Origin of the sequence: Rubellimicrobium arenae, assembly GCF_017916275.1 — a bacterium.
GTDB lineage: Bacteria > Pseudomonadota > Alphaproteobacteria > Rhodobacterales > Rhodobacteraceae > Rubellimicrobium > Rubellimicrobium arenae.
In genome coordinates, this window is record NZ_JAFMST010000004.1 from 87,604 (window position 1) to 106,479 (window position 18,876).

Consider the following 18,876-nt stretch of genomic DNA (forward strand, 5'->3'; position numbering starts at 1 on the left):
GGTGCTGCCGGATCCCTCCCGCAAGCTGATCTGCCTCGCCCCCGGCAGCATCGGCGGCGGCGGCATCGGTGTCGTGATGCTCAACCTGGGCGAGGCGCTGCGGAACCGGGGGCATGCGGTCGACCTGCTGCTCCTCGACGAATCCAGCGCGCGGGCGGTGCCGCCCGGCCTGAGGCCGGTCCGACTGGGCGCACGGGCCCGCGCCGCCCTGCCGGCGCTGCAGGCCTACCTGCAGGAGGCCCGGCCCGCCGCCGTGATCTCGGCGCGCGACTACGTCAACCTCCTGATGCTGGTCGGCCTCTGGCGCTCGGGCCTGCGGCGCAGCACGCGGCTGATCTGGACCTATCACACCCACACCTCCACCCAGCGCGCCCTGGTGCCCAGCCGGGCGGATCGGGTCGCCGGGTGGCTCGCGGACCGGCTCATCGGCCAGCCGGATGCCCGGATCGCGGTCTCGAACGGGGTGGCCCGGGACCTCGAGGAGCGTCTCGGCCTTTCCAAAGGGCGGGTCGGCGTCATCGACAATCCCGTCTGGACCGCGTCGCGGCTGGAGGCCCGCCAAGCCCCCTGCCCTCATCCCTGGCTCGCGGGCCGCGCACCCGGCGCCCGCGACGCCGGCCAGCCGGTGATCGTCGGCATCGGGCGGCTCACCGCGCAAAAGGACTTTCCCACGCTATTGCGGGCCTTTGCGGGCCTGACCCGATCCAAGCCTGGCGCGCGCCTCCTGATCCTGGGCGAGGGCGAGGAGCGCGCAGCCCTCGAGGCGCTCGTGCGGGACCTCGGCCTTCACGGGGCGGTCGATCTGCCCGGCCATGTGCCGGACACCCTGCCCTACCTGGCCCGCTGCGACCTGTTCGTGCTGTCCTCGCTCTGGGAAGGGTTCTCGCTAGCGCTGGTGGAGGCCCTGGGCTGCGGCTGCCCCGTGGTGTCCACCGACTGCCCGTCGGGCCCGTCCGAGATCCTGGATGGCGGCCGCGTCGCTCCGCTCGTGCCCCCCGGAGAGCCCGACGCGCTGGCCGCCGCCATGCGGGCGGCCCTGGACGAGCCCGGCGACGCACGCCTTCGGGAGGAGGCCGCCCTCCGCTTCGGCGCCGACCGCGTGGCCCAGGACTACCTGAACGCGGCGCGGCTCGATGACTGATCGGACCACGCCCCCCGCGCCGCTCCTGTCCGTGATCGTCCCGGTGTTCGCCGACTGGGACCGCCTGCCTTTGCTCCTGGACCGGCTCGCGGCGCAGACCGTCCGTGACTTCGAGCTGATCCTCGTGGACAACTCGCCCGTCCCGCGGCCCGCGACGGACCTGCCCGCCCTGCCTGTCCCGCGGGCCCGGATCGTGCATGCCCCCCGGCCCGGCTCCTACGCCGCGCGGAATGCCGGTGCGGCGGTGGCGCAGGGCGAGTGGCTGGCTTTCACGGACGCGGATTGCCTGCCCGAGCCGGGCTGGCTGGCCGGCCTCCTCGCCGCCCGGACCTCCAGACCGGAGCTTCTGGCCGGGCCCGTCGAGATCCGGCCCGGCCCCGCGCCATCCCGCTGGGCGATCTTCGACACGGTCCGTGGCATCCCGCAGAAGACCTTCATCCGCCATGGCTATGCGGCGACGGCCAACCTGTTCCTGCCCCGGACGGCGTTCGAGGCGCTGGGCGGCTTCGACCCGACCCGACTGTCCGGCGGCGACGCCGAATTCTGTCGGCGCGCCCGGGCGCGGGGCTATCCGCTTCGCTATGTGCCCGGGGCCGTCGTCGGCCATCCGGCCCGTGCGAGCCGCGAGGAGCTGGTCACCAAGGCCCGTCGCATCAAGGGCGGCCAGGTCGCGGTCGGGCCGCTGCGCCGTCGGGTGTTCTGGACGCTCCGCAGCCTGGCCCCGCCCTTGCGCGAGATCGCGGCCTATGCCGTCGCGCCGCAACCCTGGCGCTGGCGTCTCGTGGCCAGCGGGGTGCGCCTGATGCTCTGGCGGGTGGAACTGGCCGAGGTCGCGCGCCTCCTGATCTTCCGGGTCGCGCCCGAGCGGCGCTAGAGCCTTCGCCGCAGGCCGGTCAGCGCATAGCGCGCGAAGCTCACCGAGCGTCGGACCGGGCCGAGCCCCTCGTCGCCCAGGATCCGCCACACCGCCGCAGCGGCCCGCGCCTTGTTGGACGACGCCGATCCGGGCGAGACCCGATAATCCGCCAGCACCTCGGGCAGGCCCTGCGCGACGGCGCCCCCCCGCAGCAGCCCGAGCCAGAAGGCATAATCCTCGTGCATGGGGAGGAGCGGCATCTCGGCGCGTCCGAACCGGGCGGTGTCGAAGGCCGCCGTCAGGCAGCCGATGGGATTGCCGGCCAGGGCGTCCGCCCAGCCGACCCGAGGCGGCGCGGCAACCACGCCCAGGGGCTGCCCGGAGGCGTCGATCCGCTGGTAGGAGGAAAAGACGATCGGCGCCCCCTCGGCAAAGGCGCGGGCCTGCCGTTCGAGCTTGTCCGGCCGCCATAGGTCGTCCGCGTCCAGGAACGCCACGATGCGCCCCCGCGACAGCCGGATGCCCAGGTTGCGCGTCGCAGCCGCCCCGCGGGGCCGGTCCAGCCCCTCATCGACGATCCTCAGGCGCGGCTCGGCCCGGGCCTGCCCCTGTGCGACGGCCATCCCGTCATCGGACGAGGCATCGTTCACCAGGATCGCCTCCCAGTCCCCGAAGGACTGCGCCCGGAGGGAGGCCAGGGTCTGCGGCAAGGTCTGCCCGGCGTTGCGGAACGGGATGATGACCGAAAAGAGCGGCGCGTCCATGCGGCATGGTCCTGGTCCGCCCCACGGAAGCGGCCCTGAGGTTGAGGCGCGCCAGGGCGCCCGGAGCGCCCAAGCCCTCCCTGCGGCAACCCGGCGGGCGATGGATGGTGGGTGGTGAGGGACTCGAACCCCCGACATTCTCGGTGTAAACGAGACGCTCTACCAACTGAGCTAACCACCCGTCGCGGAGGGGTTACCCCTAGTGGCCAGGGCTGGCAAGCCCATCGGCTCGGGCGCGATGATCTCCATGCGACCCCCGGCGACGCGAACCAGGGAGCCCTGCCGCATGGCAAAGGCCCCGCCCTCCTCCAGGGGACGGCCCAGCGCCAGCGCGCACAGAACCCGAAGCGTCATTCCATGGGTCACGATGATCGTCGGGCCGGAGAGCTCGGCCAGAACGGCGCGGGCCCGATGTCCGACCTCGGCCAAGGTCTCACCGCCGGGGCATCGCGCGTAGAAGTCGAACAGGGGCTCCGCGGCAGGTCCGGGCCAGCGATCCTCGATGTCCTGACGGCACAGGCCTGTCCAAAGGCCCATGCCGATCTCCACGAGGCGTGGATCGTCCCGGGCGACCAGACCCAGCGGCTCCAGCGTGATCCGCGCGGTCTCGCGCGCGCGTCCCTGCGGGCTGGTCAGCGCCGCATGGGTCAGAGGCCCGGCCCCCAGGGATCGGAGCACGCCGCCCATGGCCTCGGCCTGGGCGCGCCCGCGAGCGGTCAGGGTCGAATCCAAGGCGCCCTGGAAGCGGCCCTGAAGGTTCCACTCGGTCTCGCCATGGCGCAGGAGCAGAAGCTCGGGCAGATCGGTCATCTTCGGGAGGGTAAATGGTGGGCGATGAGGGATTCGAACCCCCGACTTCTTCCGTGTGAAGGAAGCACTCTACCACTGAGTTAATCGCCCGCGGTGGAGGCCATCTAGCGGGCTTTCTCGCCGGGTGCAAGCGGTCGCGGAGCCGAATTTCTTGACGGCCCCCGGCCAAGCCGGAACCCTCGGCCAAGACGCCATCAAAGGATCCGACCGATGCGACTTTCCCCCTCCCTCCTCGTGCCGCTGCTCGCCCTCGGGCCCGGAACGGGACTCGCCCAGCCCCTTGATCCGACGCCGCGCATCGCGGTCATGTCGGCCTTCGAGCCGGAATGGACCACGCTCCTGTCCACGATGACCGGCACGCAGGACCACGAGATCAACGGCGTCCGGTTCGTGACCGGCGAGCTGTCCGGCAGGCCGGTGGTGCTCTTCCTGACCGGCGTCTCGATGGTGAACGCCGCGATGAACACCCAGCTTGTGCTCGACCATTTCGACATCGCCGGGGTCGTCTTCTCGGGGATCGCGGGGGGCGTGGACCCGTCGCTCAGCATCGGGGACGTGGTCGTGGCGGCCGAATGGAGCGAATACCTCGAGTCGGTCTTCGCCCGCGCCGACGGCGATGACTTTGCCCTGCCCCCGTGGATGGAGACGAGCGGCATCCCGAATTACGGCATGATCTTCCCGCAGCCCGTCGGCGTGACCCGCCAAGGTGGGACCGGCGTGGAGCAGAAGACCTGGTTCGAGGTCGACCCCGCTTGGCTGGAGATCGCCCGGACCATGGCCTCGACCACCCCGCTCGAGGATTGCGGCCCGGACGGAGCCTGCCTCGAGACGCCGCCGCGGCTGGTCGTCGGCGGGCGCGGCGTGTCGGGCCAGGCCTTCGTGGACAACGCCGAGTTCCGGGAATGGGTCTTCGCCACCTTCGACGCGCAGGTGCTCGACATGGAGAGCGCCGCCGTCGCCCATGTAGCCTACGCGAACGACGTGCCCTTCATCGCCTTCCGCAGCCTGTCGGACCTGGCGGGCGGCGGCGAGGGCGCTAACCAGATGGCGACCTTCATGGGCCTTGCCGCCGGGAACTCGGCCGCCGTGGTGACGGCCTTCCTGGCCGCCCTGCCCGACTGAACGAAAAAGGGCGCGGCCATCGCCGCGCCCCCTTATGGCATTCCGGACCGTGGGACTTAGTGCGCGACGGCGCCCGAAGCCTCATCGACCGCCTTGGCCTTGGCCAGAGCCGCCGCCTCCTCGGCCTCTTCGTCCCATTCCACCGGCTCGGGCTGGCGGACCAGCGCGTGCTTGAGAACCTCGGACACGTGCGACACGGGGATGATCTGCAGCCCCTGCTTCACGTTCTCCGGGATTTCCGGCAGGTCACGCTCGTTCTCGACAGGGATCAGCACCGTCTTGATGCCGCCCCGCAGCGCGGCGAGCAGCTTCTCCTTGAGGCCGCCGATCGCCATCGCGTTGCCCCGCAGGCTGACCTCGCCGGTCATGGCGATGTCCTTGCGGACGGGGATCTGCGTCAGCACCGACACGATGGACGTGACCATGGCCAGACCCGCCGAGGGGCCGTCCTTGGGCGTCGCGCCATCCGGAACGTGGACGTGAATGTCGATCTTGTCGAACTTCGGAGGCTTCACCCCGATCTGCGGGCCGATGGACCGCACATAGGAGGCCGCCGCCTCGATCGACTCCTTCATCACGTCGCCGAGCTTGCCGGTCGTCTTCATCCGGCCCTTGCCGGGCAGGCGAAGCGCTTCGATGGACAGGAGGTCCCCACCGACCGAGGTCCAGGCCAGGCCCGTGACCACGCCGATCTGATCCTCCTTCTCCGCGAGGCCGTAGCGGAACTTCTTCACGCCCAGGAAGTCGTCGAGGTTCTCCTCGGTCACGACGACCTTGGTGACCTCGCGCTTGACGAGCTTGGTCGTGGCCTTCCGCGCCACCTTGGCGATCTCGCGCTCCAGGTTCCGCACGCCCGCCTCGCGGGTGTAGGTCCGCACCATCTCGTTCAGCGCGCCGTCGGTCATCTCGAACTCGCCGACCTTGAGGCCGTGGTTCTTCATGACCTTGGGCAGCAGGTGCTGCTTGGCGATCTCACGCTTCTCGTCCTCGGTGTAGCCGGCGAGGGAGATGATCTCCATCCGGTCGAGGAGCGGCCCCGGCATGTTGTACGAGTTGGCCGTCGTGATGAACATCACGTTGGACAGGTCGTACTCCACCTCGAGGTAGTGGTCGACGAAGGTGCCGTTCTGTTCGGGGTCGAGCACCTCGAGCATCGCGGAGGCCGGGTCGCCACGGAAGTCCTGGCCCATCTTGTCGATCTCGTCGAGCAGGATGAGCGGATTCGTGGTCTTGGCCTTCTTCAGCGCCTGGATGATCTTGCCGGGCATGGAGCCGATGTAGGTCCGGCGGTGGCCGCGGATCTCCGACTCGTCCCGGACGCCGCCGAGCGAGATGCGGATGAACTCGCGCCCGGTCGCCTTGGCGACGGACTTGCCGAGCGAGGTCTTGCCCACGCCGGGAGGACCGACGAGGCAGAGGATCGGGCCCTTGAGCTTCTGCGACCGCGCCTGCACGGCGAGGTACTCGACGATCCGCTCCTTGACCTTCTCCAGGCCGTAGTGGTCGGCGTTCAGCACGTCCTCGGCCTTGGTGATGTCCTTGGACACCTTCGAGCGGGTGCCCCACGGCACGCCCAGGAGCCAGTCGAGGTAGTTGCGCACGACGGTGGCCTCGGCGGACATCGGCGACATGGACTTGAGCTTCTTCAGCTCGGCCTCGGCCTTCTCGCGCGCTTCCTTGGAGAACTTGGTCTCCTTGATGCGCTTCTCGAGCTCGTTGATCTCGTTCTGGCCTTCGTCGCCGTCACCCAGCTCGCGCTGGATTGCCTTCATCTGCTCATTGAGGTAGTACTCGCGCTGGGTCCGCTCCATCTGGGACTTCACGCGGGTCTTGATCTTCTTCTCGACCTGGAGGACCGACATCTCGCCCTGCATCAGGCCGTAGACCTTCTCCAGGCGCTCCGCGATGGTGAGCGTCTCCAGAAGGTCCTGCTTCTGCTTGACGTCGATGCCGAGATGCCCGGCGATGAGGTCGCTGAGCTTGGCCGGGTCGGACGCCTCGAGGACGGCGGCGATGGCCTCCTCGGGAATGTTCTTCTTGATCTTGGCGTACTTCTCGAACTCCTGGCCCACCGAGCGGGTCAGGGCCTGCACGACCTCCGGATCGCCCTCGGCCTCGTCGAGCGGCCGGATGCGAGCCTCGAAGAAGCGCTCGTTCTTGAGGAATTCGGTGATGCGGACGCGGCTCTTGCCTTCCACGAGGACCTTGACGGTGCCGTCGGGCAGCTTGAGCAGCTGGAGGACGTTCGCGAGGACGCCGGACTTGTAGATGCCGTCGGTGCCGGGATCATCGACACCCGGATCGACTTGCGACGACAGCAGGATCTGCTTGTCGTCGGCCATCACCTCCTCCAGCGCGCGCACGGACTTCTCGCGGCCCACGAAGAGGGGCACGATCATGTGCGGGAAGACCACGATGTCGCGCAGCGGCAGGACGGGATAGCTGGTCGCGAGAGGTTCGGACATATGGGGTTCCTCTTAGCAGGAAGGCTCTGGCCCCGGTTATTCGGCGGCACTCGGCCTTCCCCGGTCGGTGAGGTATAGTTGGGGATTCCATGGGGGGGTGTCAACCTTCGGGGGCGGGTATCCCCGACTATCCTGCCCATCTGGGCAGCCTCTAGGATCAGCGCACGACAATCAGGAATTTTCTCAATGATCGTTCGCTTTTCCGCATTTGTTCTGCCCCTGCTCCTGGGGCTTCCGGCGCTGGCCGAAGGCCGCTCCGACGCCTTCCTGGACCTCGTCGGACGGGTCCCCTCCGAACTGGTCGCACCCGGCTCCGAACCGCGCTTCCCGCAGGTCCACTTCGCCGACCACGCCGCCGCCGCGGCCCTGGTCGCGACGCTTCCCCCGAGGGCCAGCCCCGACCCGGTCCAGTCCTACGGCCCCTACGCGCGGCTGCAGACACCCCTGGCCGTTCAGGTCGCGCCGGGGCTCGAAGGCGGCTGGGAGCCTCGGGTGGGCTTCGGCCCCCTCGACATCCGGGCAAGCCTCGTGGTGGCCGCGCCGCCCCATCAGGCGATGCTCCTGCGGCTCGCGGACGGGTCCGCCGAAGGCATCGCGCCGGCCCTGCTCGCCGCAGGCTACGAGCCGGGCGTCCGGGACGGCGTCGACGCACTGGTCCGCAACCCCGAGGACTTCGGGATCAGCCTCGGGGACCGGCACATCGCGGATCCGTTCGGAGGCGCCCTCGGCGCGGCCTCCCGCGTGCTCCTGGACGGCTCGCTGCTCCTGCAGGCCAACAACTGGCCGGACCTTCTGGCCATGGCGCAGGGTCCGGGAGGGGTCTCGGGACGGAGCCAGCCCGACCTTGCGGCCCTGGCCGCCGTCCTCGACCGGCCCGACTGGGGCGACGCCGCGCTGATCCAGGCCGTGCTCTGGCCCGAGCAGGCCGCCCTCTCGCGCGGGGGGCATGGCGGCCTCCCGCCCTGGCGGACCGCGCTGATGGCGGACCTCGCCACGGGGCTCGAGACGCGGACCCTGGTGCTGTTCAGCTACGCCGACCGTGCCTCGGCCGAGGCGGCGGCGGCCCGGCTCGAGGCAGGCTGGGCCACGGAGCCGATGGCCGCCGGCCGCAGCCTGCGCGAGATCACGGAAACCGAGGCCGAGACGCAGGTCCTGGGCGACGGCCCCTTCGTGGCCGTCCTGTCGCTCCGGGCCCCGACCGAGGCCCTGTCCGGCGGATGGCCCGTGAACGGACCCTTCGTCCGGCTCCTGACGGCGCAGGCGCGGGGCGACCTGATGCTGTTCGGGCCAGCCTAGAGCGGCTCGATGTCGCCCTGCGCGCGAAAGGCATGGAAGTCCGCTTCCCAGCCCTCGAAGCGTCCTTCGGCGATCGCGCCCCGCATCCCCGCCATGATCTCCTGGAAATAGTGGAGGTTGTGCCAGGTCAGCAGCATCCCGGCGATCATCTCGTTCGCGCGGACGACATGGTGGAGGTAGGCGCGCGAATAGTTGCGGCAGGCGGGGCAGCCGCACTGCTCGTCCAGCGGGCGCGGATCGTCGGCGTGCCGGGCGTTGCGGAGGTTCACCTGCCCCCGCCGCGTCCAGGCCTGCCCCGTCCGCCCCGACCGGGACGGGAGCACGCAGTCCATCATGTCGATGCCGCGCTTCACCGCCCCCACGATGTCATCGGGCTTGCCGACCCCCATGAGGTAGCGGGGCCGGTCCTCGGGGAGCATCCCGGGCGCGTAGTCCAGCACCTCGAACATCATGGCCTGCCCTTCGCCCACCGCGAGGCCGCCCACGGCATAGCCGTCGAAGCCGACGCCCTTCAGCGCCTCTGCCGATTCCTCGCGCTGGTCGCGGAAGACGCTGCCCTGCTGGATGCCGAACAGCGCGTGCCCCGGACGGTCGCCGAAGGCGTCCCGCGACCGCTGCGCCCAGCGCATGGACCGGCGCATGGATTCGACCGACACCGCCTCGGTGGCCGGGAAGGGCGTGCACTCGTCGAAGGCCATCACGATGTCGGATCCCAGGAGCCTCTGGATCTCCATGCTCCGCTCGGGCGTCAGGACGTGCTTGGAGCCGTCCACATGGGACGAGAAGGTCACGCCCTCCTCGGTCATCTTGCGCAGGGACGACAGGCTCATCACCTGGAACCCGCCCGAGTCCGTCAGGATCGGCCGCTCCCAGTTCATGAAGCCGTGGAGCCCGCCCAGGCGCGCGACCCTCTCGGCCCCCGGCCGCAGCATCAGGTGGTAGGTGTTGCCCAGGAGGATGTCGGCCCCCGTCGCGCGCACGCTGTCCGGCATCATCGCCTTGACGGTGCCGGCGGTGCCCACCGGCATGAAGGCGGGGGTGCGGATCTCGCCGCGGGGGGTGGCGATGACCCCCGTCCGGGCGCGCCCGTCGGTGGCATGAAGGGTGAAGGAAATGCCTGTGGCCATGCTGCGCGCCTCCTGACGGGCCTCCCTACACAGGCTTGGCGCGGGACGGAACCCGTGCCGGTGGACAGCCTCGCGCCGCCGTGCGTTGATGCCCCCGGCCCTGCCCCCGTCGGGCGACCCGAACCGGAGCGCGTCCATGATCCGCCGTGCCGCCCTGATCCTTTGCCTCGCCGTCACCGGCGCCTCGGCAGAGCCGCGCCCGCCCCGGGACCCTGGTGGCTCGGTCGCGCTGCGCGTCATCGAGATCGGTGCCCTCGAGGCCCGTCAGCAGGAAAAGCGCGTGCGTGGCGAATGCCTGTCGGCCTGCACGATGTATCTCGGGCTTTCGACGGCCTGCTTCGACCCGGACGCGGTCCTGGGCTTCCACGGGCCGCGGCTGGCCTTCGGGCTCCGGATGTCCGCCATGCAGTTCGAGGCGATCAGCCGGACCATGGCGTCCTATTATCCGCCCCGCATCGCCAAGCGGTTCCTCGAGGACTGGCGCTACAGCGACCATCTGGTCCGCATTCCCGCCGCCCGCCTGATCGCCCGCGGCGAGGCGCGGGCCTGCGACTAGTTGCCCGACCCGGACCCTTTACCCCGGGACCCCCAATCCTTATATGATCGCTCAGGATTTCAGCCGGGGACCTCGCATGTCGTTCAGCGAAGCCAGGATCGAGGGGACTCCCCTCATCGCGCCGTCCACCATCGACCACCCTCTCTACGACAGCGTGGTCGAGGCGTGCCGGACCGTGTTCGACCCCGAGATTCCGGTGAACATCTTCGACCTGGGGCTCGTCTACACGGTCCAGATCGACGCCGAGGGCGCGGTCGACATCGTGATGACCCTCACCGCCCCCGGCTGCCCCGTCGCGGGCGAGATGCCGGGCTGGGTCGCCGATGCCGTGGGCGCGATCCCGGGCGTCAAGCAGGTGGACGTCCAGATGACCTTCGAGCCCCAGTGGGGCATGGAGATGATGTCCGACGAGGCTCGGCTGGAACTCGGCTTCATGTGAGCCCGGCCGGCGCTGGCCGGCCTGGGGGGCGTCAGTGGGACACCGTCTTGGAAAAGACGTTCACCACGATCACGCCCGCGATGATGAGCCCAAGCCCCAGGATCGCCGGCAGGTCGAGCGTCTGCCCGTGCCAGAGCCAGGCCACCGTGGCGATCAGCACGATGCCGAGCCCCGACCAGATCGCGTAGACGATTCCCGTCGGAATGGTCCTGAGCGGATAGGACAGGAGCCAGAACGCCACCGCATAGCCCAGCACGGCGATGACGCTCGGCAGCAGCCTGGTGAAACTGGCCGACCGTGCAAGGGCCGTGGTGGCCATGACCTCGGCCAGGATGGCCGCCGCCAGGATCATGTAAAGCTGAATTCGGCTCACGCGTCCGCCTCACCCGCATTGCGGCGCCCCCAGGGGCACCCGACCACGGCTAGGTGCCACAGGCCCTGGCCGGACCGCCAGCCCGAACCGTCCGGAATGACAAAGGCCCGGACGATGCCCGGGCCTTGTTCGTGCGGGGATGAGGCCGGCCCTACTTTGCCGGAGCGATCATCATCACCATCTGCCGGCCTTCGAGGCGCGGCATGGATTCGATCTTGCCCTGGGCCTTCACGTCCTCGGCCACACGGTCGAGCAGCGCCTTGCCCAGTTCCTGGTGGGCCATCTCGCGGCCGCGGAAGCGCAGGGTGACCTTCACCTTGTCGCCTTCGTCCAGGAACTTGAACACCGATCGCATCTTCACGTCGTAGTCGTGCGTGTCCGTACCGGGACGGAACTTCACTTCCTTGATCTCGATGACCTTCTGGTTCTTCCGAGCCTCAGCTTCCTTCTTCTGGGTCTCGTACTTGAACTTGCCGAAGTCCATGATCTTGCAGACCGGCGGATTCGCCGTGGGCGAGATTTCCACGAGGTCCAGCCCCGCGTCCTCGGCCAGCGACAGCGCCCGTTCGGGCGACATGACGCCGAGGTTCTCGCCGTTGGCCCCGATCAGGCGGATGTCGCCGCCGCGCAGGAGGCGCTCATTGATTCGGGGGCCGGTTTCGCGCACCGGGGGTGCGTTATGGGGTCTGCGTCCTATGGCTCTTGTCCTTCGGCAGTGTCGGGGAATAGCGGCACGGAACATAAGCGCGGAACACTCGTTCTTCAAGCCCGACACGCCTCCCTCCCGCCGGCGCGTTCAGCGTTGCCGGAACACGGGATCGTGACATATGAACCCCGAGGCCGGGCGCCACTCGCTCCGGCGCAAGCCTTTGAAGGAACAGGTGTCATGACACGCATCATTGCCATCGTCGTGGTCGTAGTCGCCGCGGTGGTCGCCTACATGTACAGCCGCAGCGACGATGTGGTCGTCGGAGAGCAGCCCGTCGCGACCTCTGGCGAGCCTGCCGGCTCGGGCGAGGCGACCACGCCCGACACCGGCGAGGTCGAGCCCGCCGTGACCAACCCGGCCCAGGAGAACGCCGCCGAGCCGTCCACCCCGGGCGAGGAACCGACGGCCGCGACGGGCGGTGAGGAAGCCGGCGCGGCGGACACCTCCGAGCCCGAATCCGGCGAGGAAGGCCCCGCGGACGAGGAGCCTGACGCCGGAGTCGGCGCGACCTCCACCGAAGAGGAGACCGACGGCGCGGGCGTCCAGGGCACGACCGCCGACACCGGCGAGCCGACCTCGACGACCGGCGGCGATGCGGCCACGGCGGACGATGCGGACACGAGCGTCGATGAAGGCGCAGCGACCGGCGGGGACGGCGCGGCCACCGGAGGGGACGGTGCCGCTCCCGCCGGTTCGACCACCGAGGAGGGCGCGGACGCGTCCCAGACCCCGCCGGGCCTCGAGACCACCAACGAGAACGCGCCGCAGGCCGCCGACGCGGTGGACCCGGCCGATGCCGGCGCGACGCAGGGCGCCGCGGCCGACGACCAGGGCGCGGCGGCGACGGGAACGGCTGGAACGGCCGCCACCGGGACGGACGACGGCGCAACGGCGGCCGCTGGGGCCGATTCCACGGCGTCCGGGAACGCGGCCGCTGCGCCCGCCAATGACACGACCGGCGACGCCGCGACGGGCAGCGCGACCGCCGATCCGGCCGCTGGCGCGGCGGGGGCCACGACCGGTGCGGGTGCCGCGACCACCGGCACCACGAACGACACCGGCGCGGCAGCCACCACGGCGGGGACGGCAGGCACCGGGGCGGCCACGGATGCGCCCGCTGCCGACACCGCAGCCACCGGGGACGCTTCGGCCCAGGGCACGGCCCCGGCCGCCGACGCCACGGGGTCCGATGCCGCTGCCGGGACGGCCACGGCCACCGGGACCGCCGCCGCTCCGGCGCAGGCCGCCGATCTCGACACTCTGCTCGACCCCGAGAACCTGAATGTCGATGCGGTCAACCAGGCCATCGACGCGTCCGCCGTGGACCAGTCGCTCAAGACGCAGCTCAAGCTCGCGCTGACGAACGCCCAGGGCTACCCGTCGCTGCTGCCGTCGGTGCTCGACCGCATCCGCGCCGCCCTGACCGAACAGTAAGGCCCCCCGACCATCCCCTGTGGGACCCTGAACGCCGCGCCCCTCGCGCGGCGTTTCCGTTTGGGGACCGCCCGGCTCCCCCTGCCCGTGCACGCGGAACAGGGGCGCACCCGAAAACGACAAAGGGCGCGTGACCAGGTCACGCGCCCCTGCCAGTCTCAGCCGGATGTCGGGATCAGACGCCGTCGCCCACGAAGGCCTTCTCGATCACGAACTCGGCGGGGTCGCTGTTCGCCCCCTCGCGCAGGCCCGCCTTTTCCAGCAGCGCCTTGATGTCGAGGTTGAAGGCCAGGCTCCCGCAGACCATCGCCCGGTCCACCGCCGGGTCGAGCGGCGGGATGCCGAGGTCCTTGAAGACCTCCCCGCTCTCGATCAGCGTGGTGATCCGCCCCATCTTGGGCGATTCCTCGCGGGTGGTGGTCGGGTAGTACTTGAGCTTGTCGCCGACCAGCTCGCCGATCAGCTCGTCGTCCTTGAGCGATTCGACGATCTCACGGCCATAGGTCAGCTCACCGACCTCGCGGCAGGTGTGGGTGATGACGACCTCGTCGTACTTCTCCCAGGTCTCCGGGTCGCGGAGCAGCGAGGCGAAGGGCGCGAAGCCCGTGCCGGTCGCGAACATCCACAGCCGCGTGCCGGGCAGCAGCGCGTCATGCACCAGCGTCCCCACGGGCTTGGGCCGCAGGATGATCTCGTCCCCCGGCTGGATGTGCTGGAGCCGGGAGGTCAGCGGCCCGTCCGGCACCTTGATCGAATAGAACTCCAGCTCCTCGTCCCAGGACGGCGAGGCGATGGAGTAGGCGCGCAGCAGCGGCCGTCCGTTGTCCCCCATCAGGCCGATCATCACGAACTCGCCCGAGCGGAAGCGCAGGGACTTGGGCCGCGTCACGCGGAAGGCGAACAGGCGGTCGGTGTAGTGGGTCACGCTCGTGACGGTCTGCGCGTCCGGCAGGGTCACGGGGGTGGCGGCCTTGTCCTTGACGGGGGTCTGCTCGGTCATCGGTCCTCGCATGCGCTCGCGGTCGAGCGCCTCATGTAATGGATGGGCGACGTAAGGGAATGCGGCTCAGGCGCGCAGGCGGCCCTGGTAGTAGTTGTCGCGCCAGTTGGCCCGCGCGAGCCACTGGTCCTCGGGCTGGCGGGCGGCCAGCGCCTCGTCGATCTCGACCTCGTCGAAGCCCACGCGCCGCACCATCGCGTACTGGTCGGCAAGCACGTGCCCCGCCGCCCGCAGCCGCCCGTGGAAGCCGAAGCTCCGCAGGTCGCGCGCGTGGGAAAAGCCGCGCCCGTCGTTGAAGGCCGGAAACCGGACGCGGATCAGCGCCACCTGCCCCAGCACGCCCACGAGCGCGCGGGGATCGTCGGCGGGGCCGATCTCGACCCCGTCGCCTTCCTGGATCTGCTCGATCTCGGCCAGGGGCCGGATCACGCCGGGGAAGTCGTCCACCCTAAAGCCGGTATCGGTCACGATGATGGTCATGGGGTTCGTCCTCAGCTGGCGGCGATCGGGCCGCGCACGAGCTTCCCGTTCACGAAGTGGATGCCGCACTCTTCCTTCTGGGTGTTCCGCCACCGGCCGGCGCGGGGGTCCTCGCCCTCCTTGACGGGCGTGGTGCAGGGCGCGCAGCCGATGGACGGATAACCCTTGGCCACCAGCGGGTGACGCGGCAGGCGGTTCTCGGCCATGTAGTCGCGCAGGTCCTCGCTGGTCCAATGGGCCAGCGGGTTGACCTTGATGCGGATGTCGCCCTCGTTCTCGAAGAAGTCGAGAGCGGCCCGCGTCTTGCCCTGGTAGCGCTTGCGGCCCGTGATCCAGGCGTCGTAGCCCAGAAGAGCGCGCTGCAGCGGCTCGGTCTTGCGGAGGTTGCAGCAGGCGTCCGGGTTGCCCTGGTGCAGCAGGCCATACGGGTCCTGCGCGGCCACCGCCACCGGATCAGCCTTGATGACCTGCACGTTGGTCAGCCGCAGCCGCTCCGTCAGCTCGAGCTGGTAGGCCAGCGTTTCGGCAAACAGCATCTCGGTGTCGATGAACAGCACCGGGATATGCCGGTTCTTCACCGCCGCCATGTGCAGGAGCACGACCGACTCCGCCCCGAAGGACGACACGAGCCCGAGCCGCCCGACCTGCGGATCGGTCATGGCATGCTGCATGACGTCGGCGGCGGAGTGGTGGCGGTAGCGGGCGTTCAGCTCGGCCACGCGCTCGGACACGGGGCTCAGCCCCGATCCGCTCACCGGCGTGGCGTCGACCGCCTTGATCGGGTCAGGCCGCATCCGCCGTTTCCTCCGTTCCATACAGGAAGCCCTTGAAGGGCTCGGGGCCGGCGCGGCGGAACGTCTCGAGGAAGGTCTCCTCAGCGTCGCGCCGGATCTCCAGGTAGCCCAGGACCAGCCGCTCGATGGCGCCGACGATCTCCTCGGCCGGGAAGCCGGGGCCCATCTTCTCGCCGATGGCGGCGGTTTCGGTGCCGTCGCCGCCCAGCGTCACTTGGTAGTTCTCCACGCCCGCGCGATCGAGCCCCAGGATGCCGATATGGCCCACATGGTGGTGCCCGCAGGCGTTGATGCAGCCCGAGATCTTGATCTTGAGAGGCCCGACGTCGTGCTCGACCTGAAGCTCCTCGAAGCGGGTCGCGATCTGCTGGGCGATGGGGATCGACCGGGCGGTCGCCAGCGCGCAGTAGTCCATCCCCGGGCAGGCGATGATGTCGCTGACCAGCCCGATGTTCGCCGTGGCGAGGTCGGCCTCGCGCAGCGCCGCCCAGACCGCCGGCAGGTCCGACTTGTGGACATGCGGCAGGATGATGTTCTGCTCGTGCGAGACGCGCAGCTCGCCGTGGCCGTAACGCTCGGCCAGGTCGGCCATCACGCGCATCTGATGGGCCGTGGCGTCGCCCGGCGTGGCGCCATGCTTCTTGAGCGAGATCGAGACGATGGTGTAGCCGTCCACCTTGTGCGGATGGAGGTTCACGTCCGTCCAGGCCCGGAACACGCCGTTCTGGGCCCGGAAGGCCTCGTAGTCGTCCGTGGGCGCATTGCGGAAGGCGGGCGGCGCGAACTGCGCCTCGATGTCCTTCAGGATCTCCTGGTCCACGCCCGACCACTGCGACCGCAGGCGCGCGAAGCGCTCCTCGACGTCGGCCTTGAAGGCGTCGAGCCCGTTCTCGAACACGGTGATCTTGATGCGGGCCTTGTACTTGTTGTCGCGGCGGCCCTTGAGGTTGTAGGCCCCCAGGATGGCCTCAATGTAGGGCAGCAGGTCCGCCTGCGGCAGGAAGTCCCGGATGACCTGCGCCAGCATCGGCGTCCGGCCCAGGCCGCCGCCCACCAGCACCTCGAACCCGGGCTCGCCGGCCTCGTTGCGGACCATCCGCAGGCCGATGTCATGCGCGCGGGTCACGGCGCGGTCGTTGGGCGCGCCGGTGATGGCGATCTTGAACTTGCGGGGGAGGAACTGGAACTCGGGGTGGTCGGTGGACCATTCCCGCAGCAGCTCGGCGATCGGACGCGGGTCCGCGATCTCGTCGGCGGCGGCGGCGGCGAAGTGGTCGGCGGTCACGTTCCGCACGCAGTTGCCCGAGGTCTGGATGGCATGCATCCCCACATCCGCGAGCGCGTCGAGGATGTCCGGCACGTCCTTGAGGCGCGGCCAGTTGAACTGGATGTTCTGCCGGGTGGTGAAGTGGCCGTAGCCCTTGTCCCACCGCTCGGCGATATGGGCCAGCTGCCGCATCTGCGACGGGTTCAGCGTGCCGTAGGGGATCGCGACCCGCAGCATGTAGGCATGGAGCTGCAGGTACAGGCCGTTCATCAGGCGCAGGGGCCGGAACTCGTCCTCGGTCAGGGAGCCGTCGATCCGACGCTCCACCTGGCTGCGGAACTGGGCCACGCGCGAGCGGACGAAGGCTTCGTCGAATTCGTTGTACGTGTACATCAGAGTGCCTCGTTGCCCGGGATGTGGCCGCGCGGGGCAAAGCCCTCGGCGCGCTTGCCCAGGTTGTAGTTGGTGGGACCGTGCGTGCGGAACGCCTCGCGGAAGTGGGTGGGAACCGGGCCGTCCGGCCCCGGCGCGGCATCCACCAGCTCCGCCCCGACCACGACGTTCGGCTGGCCCTTGGCAAAGAGCAGCCGGATGGCCGCATGGGCCTCGTCCTCGATCAGCTCGGCTTCGGCCATGTCGCGGGTCCAGCGATCGTCCTCGGTCAGCCAGACGGCATCGCCCTCGATGAGGTCATTGGCGGAGACGACTTTCGGCGAGAAGCGGCGGCTCATGACACGGCCTCCTGGACAAGGTTGCGGATATCGGCCTGGGCGGCGCGAGGCGCCAAGCCAATAAAGGTCAGGGCGGGGCCGTCAAGCCGCGCTTCCGACATGGCGGGTTCCATTTCGGCCACGGTGGTCGAAAGGATCCGCTGATCGGCGCGCGAGGCGTTCTCGACGACCGTCACCGGGGTCTGCGGGTCGCAGCCGTGCATCAGGAGGCGCCCCTGCACGAATCGGGCCGAGGACTTGCCCATGTAGATCGCCGCGACCTCGCCGGGGCGGGCCAGCGCCTTCCAGTCGTGGTCGGCAAAGCCCTTCACGTCATGCCCGGTGAGCAGCCGGACCGAGGAGTTGCGCCCCCGCCGGGTCAGGCTCTGCCCGATGGCGGCGACGGCGGCCGAGGCGGCGGTGATGCCCGGGATGATCGCAAAGGAGATCCCGGCGGCCTCCACGGCCTCGACCTCCTCGTCCAGGCGGCCGAACACGGTCGGATCGCCGCCCTTGAGCCGCACCACGTGCCGCCCCTTCCCCGCGTGCTTGACGATCAGCGCGTCGATCTCGGCCTGCGGGGTGGACGGACCGAAGCCCTCCTTGCCGGCGTCGATGATGACGGCCTCGCGCCGCGCGAGGTCGAGGATCGCGGGCGTGACCAGCCGGTCGTGGATCACCACGTCGGCCGCGTCCAGCGCCCGGCGGGCCCGGACGGTTAGGAGGTCCGGGTCGCCCGGCCCCGCGCCCACGAAGTCCACATGGCCCTTCCGGGGCGCGTCTGTCAGGTGATCGGCCAGAAGCCGGGCCAGCGCGGGCGCCACGGCCCCTTCCCCGCCCCGGGACATGGCCTGCGGCCCGACCTGGCCGTAGTAGTCGGCCCAGAAGTCCCGGCGCCGGCGCCCGAAGGGGAGCTGCTCGGCCGCCTGCCGGAAGGACCGGCCGACCCGCGTCAGGAAGCCCAGCGACGAAGGCAGGCGCGCCTCGAGGTCGGCCTTGATCGCCCGGGCGAGCACCGGGGCGGCCCCTTCCGTGCCGATGGCCACCACGACGGGGTCGCGGTCCACGATGGCGGGCGTGATGAAGCCCGAATCCTCGAGGTTGTCGACGATGTTGTGCGGCACCCGGGTCTCGGCGGCAAAGGCGGCGAACCGCGCATCCAGCAGGTCGTCCTCATCGGCCCCGTAGGCCAGCACGGCGCCCATCAGGTCAGCGGCCCCGATGGCGCGGCGGTACAGCGTGATCCTGCCCTCGTTGGCCCATTGCACGATCTCGGGCTCGGCCTCGGGCGCATAGACCTCGATCCGGGCCTCGGTCTTGAGCAGCAGGCGCAGCTTGGCCAGCGCAGCGTCCCCGCCGCCCGACACGACGATCCGACGGCCCTTGACCGCCATGAACACCGGAAAATGCTGCATCGACCCTGCTCCGCCGCGAACCCCCTGCTCGCCTGCGCAATATAGAACTTTGTCCCGGAAATTTGCTATCTGGCGGCTAAGATAAGGACAGGCGTCCACGCTGGGGCGGGTTTCAGGA

At 70.1% G+C, this 18,876-nt stretch carries 19 protein-coding genes and 2 tRNA genes; 7 read left to right on the top strand and 14 right to left on the bottom strand.

Annotated elements, in window-relative coordinates; translation table 11 throughout:
* Nucleotide 1 precedes the first annotated feature (1 nt).
* Complete coding sequence (locus J3P31_RS07240; RefSeq protein WP_210527759.1) at nucleotides 2–1,141, top strand: glycosyltransferase; 1,140 nt, start codon at nucleotides 2–4, stop codon at nucleotides 1,139–1,141.
* The gene (locus J3P31_RS07245; protein WP_210527760.1) at nucleotides 1,134–2,015 is read left to right on the top strand and encodes a glycosyltransferase family 2 protein; all 882 of its coding nucleotides are present in this window, start codon (nucleotides 1,134–1,136) and stop codon (nucleotides 2,013–2,015) included. Before J3P31_RS07240 ends, J3P31_RS07245 begins: the two co-directional genes overlap by 8 nt.
* Here the strand turns inward: J3P31_RS07245 and J3P31_RS07250 are convergent.
* From J3P31_RS07250 to J3P31_RS07265, 4 genes are all read right to left on the bottom strand, one after another.
* Entirely contained in the window at nucleotides 2,012–2,761 is a 750-nt protein-coding gene (locus J3P31_RS07250; RefSeq protein WP_210527761.1) for a glycosyltransferase family 2 protein, read from the bottom strand. The genes J3P31_RS07245 and J3P31_RS07250 overlap by 4 nt on opposite strands.
* A gap of 105 nt (nucleotides 2,762–2,866) precedes the next feature.
* Nucleotides 2,867–2,942: transfer RNA gene (locus J3P31_RS07255), tRNA-Val, on the bottom strand.
* On the bottom strand, nucleotides 2,933–3,571 hold the full coding sequence (locus J3P31_RS07260; protein ID WP_210527762.1) for a histidine phosphatase family protein: 639 nt from the start codon (nucleotides 3,569–3,571) through the stop codon (nucleotides 2,933–2,935). The genes J3P31_RS07255 and J3P31_RS07260 overlap by 10 nt, the downstream gene beginning before the upstream one ends.
* A gap of 15 nt (nucleotides 3,572–3,586) precedes the next feature.
* Nucleotides 3,587–3,661 (bottom strand) — tRNA-Val (locus tag J3P31_RS07265).
* Nucleotides 3,662–3,781: 120 nt separating this feature from the next.
* Here J3P31_RS07265 and J3P31_RS07270 point away from each other — a divergent pair.
* On the top strand, nucleotides 3,782–4,693 hold the full coding sequence (locus tag J3P31_RS07270) for a 5'-methylthioadenosine/S-adenosylhomocysteine nucleosidase (protein WP_210527763.1): 912 nt from the start codon (nucleotides 3,782–3,784) through the stop codon (nucleotides 4,691–4,693).
* A gap of 56 nt (nucleotides 4,694–4,749) precedes the next feature.
* Here the strand turns inward: J3P31_RS07270 and lon are convergent, their stop codons facing one another.
* A complete protein-coding gene (gene lon, locus J3P31_RS07275) occupies nucleotides 4,750–7,158 on the bottom strand; it encodes an endopeptidase La (protein ID WP_210527764.1) in 2,409 nt (802 codons plus the stop codon).
* Between the two features lie 186 nt (nucleotides 7,159–7,344).
* Between lon and J3P31_RS07280 the strand changes: the two genes are divergently transcribed.
* Nucleotides 7,345–8,454: a hypothetical protein gene (locus J3P31_RS07280; RefSeq protein WP_210527765.1), complete on the top strand. Its 1,110-nt coding sequence runs from the start codon at nucleotides 7,345–7,347 to the stop codon at nucleotides 8,452–8,454.
* On the opposite strand, the gene tgt is transcribed toward J3P31_RS07280, so the two are convergent.
* Nucleotides 8,451–9,581: a tRNA guanosine(34) transglycosylase Tgt gene (gene tgt, locus J3P31_RS07285; RefSeq protein ID WP_210527766.1), complete on the bottom strand. Its 1,131-nt coding sequence runs from the start codon at nucleotides 9,579–9,581 to the stop codon at nucleotides 8,451–8,453. The two genes, J3P31_RS07280 and tgt, sit on opposite strands and share 4 nt — an antisense overlap.
* A gap of 136 nt (nucleotides 9,582–9,717) precedes the next feature.
* Between tgt and J3P31_RS07290 the strand changes: the two genes are divergently transcribed.
* Together J3P31_RS07290 and J3P31_RS07295 are read left to right on the top strand one after the other, a co-directional pair.
* Nucleotides 9,718–10,137, top strand: a complete 420-nt coding sequence (locus J3P31_RS07290) for a hypothetical protein (protein WP_210527767.1) — start codon at nucleotides 9,718–9,720, stop codon at nucleotides 10,135–10,137.
* 76 nt (nucleotides 10,138–10,213) lie between these two features.
* A complete protein-coding gene (locus J3P31_RS07295) occupies nucleotides 10,214–10,576 on the top strand; it encodes an SUF system Fe-S cluster assembly protein (RefSeq protein ID WP_210527768.1) in 363 nt (120 codons plus the stop codon).
* Between the two features lie 31 nt (nucleotides 10,577–10,607).
* On the opposite strand, the gene J3P31_RS07300 is transcribed toward J3P31_RS07295, so the two are convergent.
* Both J3P31_RS07300 and infC read right to left on the bottom strand, forming a co-directional pair.
* Nucleotides 10,608–10,928 (bottom strand): SMR family transporter, encoded by a 321-nt coding sequence (locus tag J3P31_RS07300; RefSeq protein ID WP_246849385.1) that lies wholly within the window; start codon nucleotides 10,926–10,928, stop codon nucleotides 10,608–10,610.
* Nucleotides 10,929–11,100: 172 nt separating this feature from the next.
* Complete coding sequence (gene infC / locus J3P31_RS07305; RefSeq protein ID WP_438270291.1) at nucleotides 11,101–11,616, bottom strand: translation initiation factor IF-3; 516 nt, start codon at nucleotides 11,614–11,616, stop codon at nucleotides 11,101–11,103.
* 219 nt (nucleotides 11,617–11,835) lie between these two features.
* Here infC and J3P31_RS07310 point away from each other — a divergent pair, with 219 nt between their 5' ends.
* The gene (locus J3P31_RS07310) at nucleotides 11,836–13,092 is read left to right on the top strand and encodes a hypothetical protein (RefSeq protein ID WP_210527769.1); all 1,257 of its coding nucleotides are present in this window, start codon (nucleotides 11,836–11,838) and stop codon (nucleotides 13,090–13,092) included.
* A 175-nt stretch (nucleotides 13,093–13,267) separates the two neighbouring features.
* Here J3P31_RS07310 and J3P31_RS07315 read toward each other — a convergent pair whose 3' ends face one another.
* From J3P31_RS07315 to cysG, 6 genes are all read right to left on the bottom strand, one after another.
* Entirely contained in the window at nucleotides 13,268–14,092 is an 825-nt protein-coding gene (locus tag J3P31_RS07315) for a ferredoxin--NADP reductase (protein WP_210527770.1), read from the bottom strand.
* Between the two features lie 66 nt (nucleotides 14,093–14,158).
* Nucleotides 14,159–14,572 (bottom strand): DUF934 domain-containing protein, encoded by a 414-nt coding sequence (locus tag J3P31_RS07320; protein WP_210527771.1) that lies wholly within the window; start codon nucleotides 14,570–14,572, stop codon nucleotides 14,159–14,161.
* Nucleotides 14,573–14,583: 11 nt separating this feature from the next.
* Complete coding sequence (locus J3P31_RS07325) at nucleotides 14,584–15,366, bottom strand: phosphoadenylyl-sulfate reductase (RefSeq protein ID WP_210527772.1); 783 nt, start codon at nucleotides 15,364–15,366, stop codon at nucleotides 14,584–14,586.
* Nucleotides 15,356–17,026, bottom strand: a complete 1,671-nt coding sequence (locus J3P31_RS07330; RefSeq protein ID WP_210527773.1) for a nitrite/sulfite reductase — start codon at nucleotides 17,024–17,026, stop codon at nucleotides 15,356–15,358. Before J3P31_RS07330 ends, J3P31_RS07325 begins: the two co-directional genes overlap by 11 nt.
* Complete coding sequence (locus J3P31_RS07335) at nucleotides 17,026–17,364, bottom strand: DUF2849 domain-containing protein (protein ID WP_210527774.1); 339 nt, start codon at nucleotides 17,362–17,364, stop codon at nucleotides 17,026–17,028. Before J3P31_RS07335 ends, J3P31_RS07330 begins: the two co-directional genes overlap by 1 nt.
* The gene (cysG, locus tag J3P31_RS07340; RefSeq protein WP_210527775.1) at nucleotides 17,361–18,758 is read right to left on the bottom strand and encodes a siroheme synthase CysG; all 1,398 of its coding nucleotides are present in this window, start codon (nucleotides 18,756–18,758) and stop codon (nucleotides 17,361–17,363) included. The genes J3P31_RS07335 and cysG overlap by 4 nt, the downstream gene beginning before the upstream one ends.
* Nucleotides 18,759–18,876 lie beyond the last annotated feature (118 nt).

Bases quoted from the DNA above. Each gene is read 5' to 3' on its own strand.
- J3P31_RS07245 (WP_210527760.1), top strand. From the start codon at position 1,134: ATGACTGATCGGACCACGCCCCCCGCGCCGCTCCTGTCCGTGATCGTC.
- J3P31_RS07250 (WP_210527761.1), bottom strand. From the start codon at position 2,761: ATGGACGCGCCGCTCTTTTCGGTCATCATCCCGTTCCGCAACGCCGGG.
- J3P31_RS07260 (WP_210527762.1), bottom strand. From the start codon at position 3,571: ATGACCGATCTGCCCGAGCTTCTGCTCCTGCGCCATGGCGAGACCGAG.
- J3P31_RS07270 (WP_210527763.1), top strand. From the start codon at position 3,782: ATGCGACTTTCCCCCTCCCTCCTCGTGCCGCTGCTCGCCCTCGGGCCC.
- lon (WP_210527764.1), bottom strand. From the start codon at position 7,158: ATGTCCGAACCTCTCGCGACCAGCTATCCCGTCCTGCCGCTGCGCGAC.
- J3P31_RS07280 (WP_210527765.1), top strand. From the start codon at position 7,345: ATGATCGTTCGCTTTTCCGCATTTGTTCTGCCCCTGCTCCTGGGGCTT.
- tgt (WP_210527766.1), bottom strand. From the start codon at position 9,581: ATGGCCACAGGCATTTCCTTCACCCTTCATGCCACCGACGGGCGCGCC.
- J3P31_RS07290 (WP_210527767.1), top strand. From the start codon at position 9,718: ATGATCCGCCGTGCCGCCCTGATCCTTTGCCTCGCCGTCACCGGCGCC.
- J3P31_RS07295 (WP_210527768.1), top strand. From the start codon at position 10,214: ATGTCGTTCAGCGAAGCCAGGATCGAGGGGACTCCCCTCATCGCGCCG.
- J3P31_RS07300 (WP_246849385.1), bottom strand. From the start codon at position 10,928: ATGATCCTGGCGGCGGCCATCCTGGCCGAGGTCATGGCCACCACGGCC.
- J3P31_RS07310 (WP_210527769.1), top strand. From the start codon at position 11,836: ATGACACGCATCATTGCCATCGTCGTGGTCGTAGTCGCCGCGGTGGTC.
- J3P31_RS07315 (WP_210527770.1), bottom strand. From the start codon at position 14,092: ATGACCGAGCAGACCCCCGTCAAGGACAAGGCCGCCACCCCCGTGACC.
- J3P31_RS07320 (WP_210527771.1), bottom strand. From the start codon at position 14,572: ATGACCATCATCGTGACCGATACCGGCTTTAGGGTGGACGACTTCCCC.
- J3P31_RS07325 (WP_210527772.1), bottom strand. From the start codon at position 15,366: ATGCGGCCTGACCCGATCAAGGCGGTCGACGCCACGCCGGTGAGCGGA.
- J3P31_RS07330 (WP_210527773.1), bottom strand. From the start codon at position 17,026: ATGTACACGTACAACGAATTCGACGAAGCCTTCGTCCGCTCGCGCGTG.
- J3P31_RS07335 (WP_210527774.1), bottom strand. From the start codon at position 17,364: ATGAGCCGCCGCTTCTCGCCGAAAGTCGTCTCCGCCAATGACCTCATC.
- cysG (WP_210527775.1), bottom strand. From the start codon at position 18,758: ATGCAGCATTTTCCGGTGTTCATGGCGGTCAAGGGCCGTCGGATCGTC.